This is a genomic window from Moorena sp. SIO1F2 (assembly GCF_010672755.1).
GTDB lineage: Bacteria > Cyanobacteriota > Cyanobacteriia > Cyanobacteriales > Coleofasciculaceae > Moorena.
The window spans coordinates 1-10,187 of the sequence record NZ_JAAHFV010000240.1; the positions used below are offsets into that span (position 1 = coordinate 1).

The following is a 10,187-nucleotide window of genomic DNA, read 5'->3' on the forward strand; positions in this document are numbered from 1 at the left end:
GATTGAACCAGGCTAATTAGTCTGGTTCAATCAACTGAAACGACTAACAAAACCTTAAATTGTTCGATAACTAGGCACGAAAATTATTCTATCAAACAGACCTACCACAACATTGGGAGACCGATGAGCGAGAGAGGGGAATAGGTTAAACGTATTGGTTCAATCAACTATGAACCCTAACGAATCAACACTCTTCCCCAGTCTCTTGCTTTACGAACTAGGCTCTAACAACTAATTCGACCATTTTTGGGCAACTAACTCAGCCAAATCTACAACCCGCTGAGAGTAGCCCCACTCATTGTCATACCAGGCAACTACCTTAACCATATCGCCACCCATGACCATAGTTAAGCTAGAATCCACAATTGAGGAAGCATCATGACCCCTGTAATCACAGGAAACAAGAGGTTCGTCGCCGTAAGCCAAAATTCCGTTGAGTGGGCCTTCAGCTGCTTCTTTGAGCACTTGATTGACCTGCTCAGCAATGGTACTTTTTTCCACTTGAACTACCAAGTCAACGATAGACACATTGGGAGTTGGCACCCGCAGAGCAATACCGTTGAGTTTCCCTTTCAGTTCGGGAATCACTAGGGCTACCGCTTTGGCCGCACCAGTAGAGGTAGGGACAATGTTGAGCGCTGCTGCCCGAGCCCGACGTACATCCCGGTGGCTCGCATCAAGAAGCCGCTGGTCACCAGTGTAGCTGTGGGTTGTGGTCATTGTTCCTTTGATAATGCCAAACTGTTGATGCAGTACTTTGGCAAAGGGAGCTAGACAGTTGGTAGTACAGCTAGCATTGCTAATCACGTCATTTCCTTCGTGGATGTAGTCTTCATGATTAACACCCATGACGTAGGTGGGGACGTCTCCTTTGCCAGGAGCAGTGATTAGCACTTTCTTAGCACCAGCAGCTATATGCTTGCCAGCTCCATCCTGATCTCGGAAGACACCAGTAGCTTCGATAACTAGGTCAACACCCCAAGAGTCCCAGGGCAAGTTCAAGGGGTTCCGGTCGGATACACACTTGACAGTTTTTCCATTAGCTGTTATGGAATTTTCATCACAACTGATATCTGCATCAAGTTTGCCCAACATTGAGTCGTATTTGAGCAGATGGGCATTTGTCTTGGGATCAGAGGTATCATTGATTCCCACTATATCTAACTGGCTATTCTCCCGAGTCAGCCAGCATCTCATAAAGTTGCGTCCGATGCGTCCAAAACCATTGATCGCTACTCTAATCACTACTTCTTGCCCTCTGTAATTCAAAGTAAATATTTTCTTAATGATCCCAATAATATCGCAAAGGCTGAAACAATTTGAAACTTTTACTGAACTTATGTGGTTTGATGTACTCGTTTTTAAACCAGATGGGTATACTTTACCCTAAAGCTGGAAGTTTTGGCAGGAGAGTCCGCTCTGGGGATGGCACAGATCTGATATTGCCTCGGCAACCTGATTTTACTCACACCATCCCCAAACCCCTCTCCCCTAACCAGTCTCAACCGATTAGTTTGGTATGTAGGTCCATTACCCCCAAAGGAGGCAGTGATAGAGATAAGTCAAAAAATTACCACTAGCTCTGCTCTACTGCTATTTTATGGGTGTTTATGGGTCTTGGGACGTTTTTCCGGATTGAGAAGTCTGGTTGACGTCTAATATATACGACAATAATCTAGGTACTCAAGAATCAGTTATGTAACAGTTACGTTATCAAACTTAAGTATTGTCCTGTTTGACAGTACAGATGTACTTATTTATCAAAAATTATTCCTCGATCTCTATTTTTCCTGATATGATAGCGCGTGTTATTGGCAAATTAGGCGTGTGCGGTGTGGTGTGTAAGGAGTTAAAATGCCAAAGACTGTTGATTTCAGTAATAAACCATTTCATTTCATTGGTATTGGCGGAATTGGGATGTCAGCTCTTGCCTACATCCTAGCAAAACGCCAATTCCGAGTATCCGGCTCAGATACTCGGACAACGCATATCACGCAAAGTTTGCAAGCAGTAGGTGCTCATATCTTCAAACAGCAGTGTGCCGCCAACTTAGAATTTTTCCAATCCAGGAACGCACCAGCTTGTGAAGACGTAGCAGCTAAAAGGGTTAGCACGAGTTTGAATCCAAAAGCGCTCACAGAAATCTCACAATCAAGTCCGACTATATCTGTAGCTGACCCCTGTTTAGGCTTGCCTCAAGTTATCTGTTCCACAGCAATTAACCCATTGAACTCTGAGTACCAGGCAGCAAAAAAGCTAGGTTGCCCAATTTTCCATCGCTCAGATTTACTAGCGGCGTTGATTGAAGACTATTACAGTATAGCAGTCGCTGGAACTCATGGGAAAACTACAACCAGTAGTTTGATCGGGTATCTATTGTGGCAAGCCGGTTGTGACCCCACCATGATTATCGGTGGTGAGGTGGATGCTATCGGTGGTAATGCCAGGCTGGGAAATGGACCATTACTGGTTGCTGAGGCTGATGAATCCGATGGTTCGTTGGTTAAGCTCTCCGCCGAGATTGGTGTAGTAACCAATATTGAGCTGGATCATCCAGACCATTACCAGAAGTTAGAGGAGGTTGTTGAAATATTCCAGGCTTTCGCCAAGCGCTGTAAGAAGTTAGTGGGATGTATTGATTGCGAGACAGTGCGATCGCAACTAAAACCGAATATCAGCTATAGTCTACGGCGAGATATGGGGGCCGACTATAGCGTTGATGATGTAACTTATGAAGCTAATGGCACTACCGCCAGAGTTTGGGAAGGCAATCAGGTTTTAGGTCGGTTGGAGCTGAAATTGCTAGGCAAACATAATCTCAGCAATGCCCTAGCCGCAGTAGCAGTAGGACGAAATTTGGGGTTGGAGTTTGAGGCAATTGCCTTGGGGATCGCTAGCTTTGAGGGAGCCAAACGCCGATTTGAGCTGCGGGGCAGGTGCAATGATATTAGTTTTGTGGATGACTATGCTCACCACCCCAGTGAAATTAAGGCAACCCTAGCTGCCGCAAGAATCCAGGTCAACGCTGACCAGCGAATAATTGCAATTTTCCAACCCCACCGATATAGTCGTACCCTGAGGTTTCTCCCCGAGTTTAGTGTTTCCTTTAGTAACGCTGACTTGGTGGTTATCAGTGATATATACAGTGCTGGGGAACCAGATTTAGGAGAAATTAGTGGGGAAAACCTTTATCAGGCGATCGCATCTAAGCATAAGGATGTACATTACAAACCAACTCTCGAATCAGTGGTAGAGTTTCTGAACCAAATTCTCTGTCCTGGGGACTTAGCCCTATTTTTGGGAGCCGGTAATCTGAATCAGATTATTCCTAAGGTAATGGGGTTTTACCAACAGCATGACGGCTTAGTTAACCAAAGTTAAGCCCGAAAGCATCAATAATTGTGAATCAAGCTAGGGAATTTTAACTATAGACCGTAAGAGAAGGTCAGTATGATCTCAAGTCTCGATGATATTCGTGAATCAACTTTCCACAAACTCTTCTAGGTATTCTACCCCCTAGCAACTTCAGCCAATTTCACTGCCAAAAACGGATCGGCATTATTCTCATTGCGTGTAGATCCGAATCTCTACCCTGATTTTCCTGATGATAACTAGCGTGCTAACCCAGAAAAAAACTCCTTCCCAGTTACAGTTGTATATTCCAGGAACCAATTGTCCACTACAGTCCCAGGTATCCTTAGCCAAGCTCACCTCATTTCGTGTGGGAGGTCCAGCTCAGTGGTACGTCGCCCCTCGGAGCCTAGAAGACCTACAAGCTAGTTTCCAGTGGGCTCACTCCCAAAAATTACCCCTAACCCTGTTAGGGGCGGGTTCCAACCTTCTAGTCAGCGATATCGGTTTGCCGGGTTTGGTAATTTGTACTCGCTATCTGCGCCATACTCACTTTGATGCAGATACAGGCAGAATTACCGCCAGTGCTGGTGTACCGATTGCCAGTCTGGCATGGCAGGCTGCCAAACGAGGCTGGGAAGGGCTAGAGTGGGCTGTGGGCATACCTGGAACCGTTGGTGGTGCTGTGGTGATGAATGCTGGTGCCCACAAAAATTCCACAGCTGATCTTCTGTTTAATACAGATGTTCTATCTCCTGATGGCTCAATGGCGCAACTCAGTAGCGAAGACCTAGGCTTTAGCTATCGCACCTCAATCCTTCAAGGTAGCGATCGCATAGTCACCCAGGCCACATTTCAGTTAAAACCAGGTGCTGACCCAAAACAGGTGCGCTCAATGACATCGGAGCATTTGGCAAGACGACACACTACCCAACCTTACCACCTACCTAGTTGTGGCAGTGTGTTCCGCAACCCTGACCCCTATGCTGCTGGTTGGCTAATTGAACAAATTGGTCTAAAAGGCTACCAAATTGGTGGTGCTAGAATAGCTGAACGCCATGCCAACTTTATACTGAACTGTGGTGATGCTAAGGCTAGCGATATCTTCCGCATGATCCACCATATACAGGAGCAAGTAGAAAAGCACTGGTCACTGTGGTTAGAGCCAGAAGTGAGGATTTTAGGTGATTTTACCAAAAAACTAGCAGTTGAAAGCCCTATGTCTTTAGAGCAGGGATAAAAACTAGCGAGGGGATTTATCCCCTGCTATGGTTCCAGTGGATATCCCAAAACCGATCCTGTTGGGGAATCAGTTCAAAGCTGATCACCAAGCTGATCACCAAGCTGATCACCAACATGATCAATTTTTAGTTTATATTTGTGCTTGGCTAAACTAGAAAAGAACGGCAGGAAGTTAACTATATCGCTTCAGCCCATGTATGAATAACGACACCGGGAATTTATTCCCCTATTTCCTATTGCTGTTAAGGTGAGGAAAATTCCAATAGCACCACAATAGATACACGATAGATACACAATAGATAAAGGTAAATCAGCACAGGATTTCTAATGTCAGCGCACCCGTTGCCCATGGACTGGACTTCGTGCCGACTTGGGCAGCGGTTCAAACCGCGCTTGATGTTTGTTTTTCATCCCCGGTCATTAGACATGGGGTTTCTAAACTTAACTGGGATTTTTTATGACACAAGACAAAGGAAAAGGATTTGGTCTCGGTCTCGGCAAGATGAAAGAACTAGCCGAAGCCTTCAAAAAAGCTCAAGAAGTTCAAAAGGGTGCCAAAGAGCTCCAGGATCAGTTGGAGCAAATGGAAATTGAGGGAACATCAGGGGAAGACGGTAAGGTGAAGGTGTTTCTCAGTGGCAATCAGGAACCCCTACGTGTAGAGATTTCTGAGGATGCTATCAATCAAGGAGCTGAGGTTTTATCTGAACTGGTGTTAGCAGCCATGAAAAATGCCTATGAGACCTCCACAGCCACTATGCGGGAACGCATGGAACAACTTACCAGTGGGTTAAATTTGCCAGGTTTATAACCTGATCGGTCAATCCCCGCTCGGGATTCCGTAGGAAAAAACTAGAGGCATGAGGAAATTAATCATTCTCAATGGTTCCAAACCTCATGCCGAATATCCTATTAATGCCTGACTATTTATCAATATTTGAGTAAAACGAAGCTACCTGTAGCTTTGGCAGTGACGTAAGTCCATAATATAAGCTCTTAGCCACCTCTATATTGGCTGCTTCTGTCAAGTGAATGGCATCATTAAAGGCGAGTTCGGGAAAGTTTTGATAAATTGTGTACAAGTTGAGAACCTTGATATTTTTGGGAAAGCCTTTCTCCAGTTGCTGACCCGCTACCACCAATTTGGGATAATTGGCTTGCACTTGTTTTTGGTAAACTTTTCCTAACTGCTGCAAAATTTCCTTTTCTGCTGGTTTGATCGTTTTGTTGCCACGACCAGTTATTTCTGGTTGGACAGCAACTAGTAAAGGAATTCCCTGTCCTGCTGTTAAACGCAGCATATGTCTGAGGTTATTGCGATAGCGCGTCAATCGACGTTCCAGTTCATCGGATTTCTGAGGAAGATACTTCTTCAGTGGCATAACCTCCCCCCTGACCACTAGAGACCGCTGACTCACTGACGGCTGAGGATCAAAGACCCAGTATGTGATTGCTTTAGCGAGATAAGTTTTTGTAACTAAATGCTTCAACTGCTGGGTGAGATGAGTCCAAAAATGCCCAGTCGCATTTTGTAAGAAGGCTTCTGTGTTAGGAATATCTGTTAAATTTTGGTCACTGGGGGTGATCAAATCTGTGTATCCACCCAACACTATTACTGCGTCTGGGCTGTAAGGTAAAATTTTGAGAGCTAACTGAGCTAGTGCATTGCCAGAGGTATACCCTGGTACTGCGGCGTTGATGACACGATACTTACCATTTCGAATCTTTGGCGGCAGAGCAAGTGCTTGCTTTAATTCCGGTTCAGAGGGGGGTAAGGTCATTGGCCGGTATTTCTGTGGGGAACGCCTTTGCTGTTTTATCCGTTGATTGAGACGAGCTTCTAAGTAGCTGGCTATGGTAACTTGATTATTGGCATTCCCTTGACCGAAGGCTGTCGAGCCACCTAACAAAAAAATCCGAATTTCATTTTTGGGTTTGACCAAGGGAACGGGGTCGTCGTCCCGGAAACCCTGCTCATTAATGCGCCAGAAATCACTCTGTTGCTTCCCTAATAAACTGTAACCTACAGCTAGATCCCGTTGGACAGCTAGATCACCAATGTCTGGTAATCCATCATAAAGCTGCTGTGTCTGGTCAACGAACTTGGGACGGTAAACAGTGAAATCTCTGGGTGCCCCCTTGTAGGTAGCTATCTCATTAATTTTGCCGACCGCAGCCACTAATAAACGAGCCAACAATTCCACAATCATCAAACTTAGAACTATCCCTGCGAGCATCGTCAGTAGGTTAAACCGTCGGCGGCGCTTGCGGTAAAGGCTACGGCGCGACTTAAATAGTAAATCTCTTCCTTGCATAACCGTTAAATTAGGAGGTATCCCTTTACAAGTTGGTGTCTTTAAATCACTGCGTTGCTAGACATTGAACCATGAAGCGACATCCCACCACATGGGTTCAACTATCCCATAGAGCAATTTCGTTGCTAAACTTAACACGGCGCAGCTCGTAGTTGACCAAATAATATACCCATGCCCTGCAAGTTACTCTTTGTCTGCCTTGGTAATATCTGCCGTTCTCCCTCAGCTGAGAACATCATGAATCACTTGATAGCACAAGCAAATCTTTCTGACCAAATTGTCGGCGATTCCGCTGGTACTTCCAGTTATCATATTGGCTCTCCCCCGGATCGGCGTATGACAGCAGCTGCCAAACGTCGGGGGATTGTACTCCAGGGGAAAGCACGGCAGTTTAATCGGTCTGACTTGGAAGAATTTGACCTGATTTTAGCTATGGATCAGCAAAACTACGAAGATATTATCTCTCTTGATCCAGCTGGGAAGTATAAAGATAAAGTAAGGCTAATGTGTGATTTTGCCCGTCATCACACCGAGCGCTCAGTCCCCGATCCATACTACGGTGGACCAGAGGGTTTTAATAAGGTGATTGATTTACTGCTAGACGCTTGCGAAGGTCTGCTGGAACACGTTGTTGAAAATTACACCAAGACTAGGCAAAACTAAACACTTCCAAGTACTAATTGCCAATGGTGAACTTAGCTTTTGTGCCATTGGTGGTTAACTGGATGAATTCATTTGATTAAATGGTGTTCTAAGGCAAATCGTAAGAGTTCGGCTCGGTTACTCGTATCAGTTTTTCTGAACAGACGACTAACGTACTTCTCGATTGTCCTGGGACTCAGGTGTAGTTGGTTACCAATTTCGACATTGGATAAACCTGTAGCCAGTAAATTCAATACTTGCTGTTCCCGCTCGGTCAGCTGTAGAGCATGAGCTTGGGTATTATTCCCTGATTGATGATTAATCTCTACGGAGTTGATTGATCTAGATGCCGGTTTATCAACCGGCTCTTTTGTAGTCTGTGGTGATGAGAATCGTAACTCCGTATGAATCATTTGCGATCGCACTAGCAAACTTTGAATCACTGCACCTAATTCTTGCATCTCAAAGGGCTTAGGTAGGTAGACATCACACCCCGACTGATAACCCTTGATGCGTTGATTGGTACTATTGAGTTCGGTTAAAAATACAACAGGTAACAACCGCAATGGGGGCTTCTGACGCACTTTTCTCACCAGTTCATAGCCATCTATTCGCGGCATATTAATATCTGTAACCAGAAGGTGAGGGTGATAAGTCTCAATCATAGACAGCGCTTGCTGACCATTTTCAGCAGTAATAACTGAATAACCTGACATTTCCAGATAATCGCTTACAGACAGACGAGTGCCCAGGTCGTCATCTGCAACCAGAATAATCAATGGCATGGGATAACTATAGTACTGACATTTAGAACAAACCTACTCTTAAGCTAGGTCATCTGGTGCTCAATTGGTGACTAAAAATACTTCGTTCGCGTAGCGTCGCCGAAAGGCGACGCCAGCTCAATCAGAACTGTCTGGAGATAGGAGTTGCCTGGTAAAATTAATATAGATACCTAGACAACAACATAGCTTAGGCTTGCTGAAAGAAGCACCCTTGTGATTAATTAGTCACTCAGCCCCCCTCTGGCCTAGAGCAGCTACTAGTCTGATAATCCTTGCATAGCACTTAAGGCTTTCCCCAAGCGCTTGACACCATCAGAGCAATCGAGGCGATCTAAATGAACTTCGATAAAGGAGACACTATTCTGGTTTACTTTTGCCTGTTCTAAGGCTTGTTCTAACTCACCTTCAGTACGCACTTGGCAACTCCAGCTATTGCCAAAAACCTGGGGTAACTGATGATATTTCCAAGGTTGAATATTGTTGTACGAGCCTTCATGGATAGCCCGCTCAATAGTGTACCCGTCATTATTAATTAAGAAGATAATCGGGTTAAGTTGATGCCTAATAATCGTAGAAAGTTCCTGACAGGTCATCTGGAAGGCACCATCACCGACAAACACAATCGGTCTACGGTTAGGAACAGCCAAACCGACTCCTAGGCAGGCAGGAACTGAGAAGCCAATAGATGTGTAAAGGGCCTGTCCAATGTAGTCGCTGTCTCCTTGGAGTACCAAATCAACAGTAGCAATTAAAGCATCACCAGTTTCAGCAATCACGATTGACTCATCATCAATAAAGTGAGTCATCCGCTCATAGAATCTGGCGTTGGTTAGCTTTTGCTCAGGTTGTGACTCAAAGCGTTTAGACAAAGACTCTATAGCTGGCTTGATATCCAAGACATCAGATTTTTTCTTCTGAAGTTTGGCAGTTAAACCAGCCATGAAATCCGGTAGATACACTGGAGAATAGAAGTGGTGTTTGATTTTGACTTTGTCAGAATTAGCGTTGATTAATCGCTCTTCGGGCAGTTGGGCAGTGAAAGCACCCAGATTAATGTCTGACATGAAGGCACCCAGGCATAAAATACAGTCGGCTGTTTCAACTCGTTGGCGTACATACTCCTGACTGAACGCTCCTGCATAGCTACCAATGAATTGTGGGTGGCTTTCCGAGAGGATTGACTTGCCTAACAGAGTGGTAGCGAAGGGATATCCCGTCTCCTCCAGCAGGTGGGTAAGTTGGTCTGCTATACCGTAGCGGTGGAGTTCAACCCCAGCTATAATAACGGGATGCTGGGATTGCTCTAGCAAACTTACAGCCTCTTCAACTGCCTCTGATAAAGCGTTGATATCCATAATTGGGGTTTCTGGTAAGTCACGTTCCCCAGTAACAGGACAAGGTTGATTGACTATGTCTGAGGGAATTTCAATGTATACAGGTCTGCGGTGGCGCAAACAAGCAGCAATGGTCTGGTCGATTTGCCTTGCCGCTTGACTAGGGCTGGTAAGCCTCACGGCTGCCACTGTAATTTTTTCAAAAATTTCCAGCTGTAGATTGTAATTACCAGCAGTGTGATGTAGCAGTAACTTTTGCTGCCGCTGGGAACTGTTAGGTGCTCCACTAATCACGATCAGGGGGACTAGCTCAGCGTAGGCACCCGCCACCGCATTCACTAGACTAAGTCCACCAACATTATAGGTAACGCACAACCCACCAACACCATTAGAAGGTTTGGCTTCAGAATCAGCCGGTTTTTCTTGGGAAGGTTGGGCTTGAGTATTAGCTGGTGGCTCTTCGGCAGGTTGGGCTTGAGTATTAGTTGGCTCTTTCTCAGAGGTCGGCTCTTGATTAT

At 45.3% G+C, this 10,187-nt stretch carries 8 protein-coding genes; 4 read left to right on the forward strand and 4 right to left on the reverse strand.

What is annotated here, in order from left to right:
• Positions 1-231: 231 nt before the first annotated feature.
• Positions 232-1,245 carry a type I glyceraldehyde-3-phosphate dehydrogenase gene (locus tag F6J94_RS23425; RefSeq protein WP_293021582.1) on the reverse strand — a complete coding sequence of 338 codons (1,014 nt, stop codon included), beginning with the start codon at positions 1,243-1,245 and terminating at the stop codon, positions 232-234.
• 609 nt (positions 1,246-1,854) lie between these two features.
• Between F6J94_RS23425 and murC the strand changes: the two genes are divergently transcribed.
• From murC to F6J94_RS23440, 3 genes are all read left to right on the forward strand, one after another.
• The gene (gene murC, locus F6J94_RS23430; RefSeq protein WP_293044611.1) at positions 1,855-3,381 is read left to right on the forward strand and encodes a UDP-N-acetylmuramate--L-alanine ligase; all 1,527 of its coding nucleotides are present in this window, start codon (positions 1,855-1,857) and stop codon (positions 3,379-3,381) included.
• Between the two features lie 223 nt (positions 3,382-3,604).
• On the forward strand, positions 3,605-4,591 hold the full coding sequence (gene murB / locus F6J94_RS23435; RefSeq protein ID WP_293044613.1) for a UDP-N-acetylmuramate dehydrogenase: 987 nt from the start codon (positions 3,605-3,607) through the stop codon (positions 4,589-4,591).
• A gap of 459 nt (positions 4,592-5,050) precedes the next feature.
• Positions 5,051-5,404, forward strand: a complete 354-nt coding sequence (locus F6J94_RS23440; RefSeq protein WP_293021557.1) for a YbaB/EbfC family nucleoid-associated protein — start codon at positions 5,051-5,053, stop codon at positions 5,402-5,404.
• A gap of 112 nt (positions 5,405-5,516) precedes the next feature.
• Here the strand turns inward: F6J94_RS23440 and F6J94_RS23445 are convergent, their stop codons facing one another.
• Positions 5,517-6,908 (reverse strand): SGNH/GDSL hydrolase family protein, encoded by a 1,392-nt coding sequence (locus tag F6J94_RS23445; RefSeq protein WP_229415224.1) that lies wholly within the window; start codon positions 6,906-6,908, stop codon positions 5,517-5,519.
• Positions 6,909-7,079: 171 nt separating this feature from the next.
• On the opposite strand from F6J94_RS23445, the gene F6J94_RS23450 reads away from it, so the two are divergent.
• On the forward strand, positions 7,080-7,571 hold the full coding sequence (locus F6J94_RS23450) for a low molecular weight protein-tyrosine-phosphatase (protein ID WP_293044616.1): 492 nt from the start codon (positions 7,080-7,082) through the stop codon (positions 7,569-7,571).
• Positions 7,572-7,639: 68 nt separating this feature from the next.
• On the opposite strand, the gene F6J94_RS23455 is transcribed toward F6J94_RS23450, so the two are convergent.
• Both F6J94_RS23455 and F6J94_RS23460 read right to left on the reverse strand, forming a co-directional pair.
• Positions 7,640-8,335 carry a response regulator transcription factor gene (locus F6J94_RS23455; protein WP_293044618.1) on the reverse strand — a complete coding sequence of 232 codons (696 nt, stop codon included), beginning with the start codon at positions 8,333-8,335 and terminating at the stop codon, positions 7,640-7,642.
• Between the two features lie 257 nt (positions 8,336-8,592).
• The coding region (locus F6J94_RS23460; protein ID WP_293044620.1) for a thiamine pyrophosphate-dependent enzyme at positions 8,593-10,187 on the reverse strand (1,595 nt) is incomplete at its 5' end.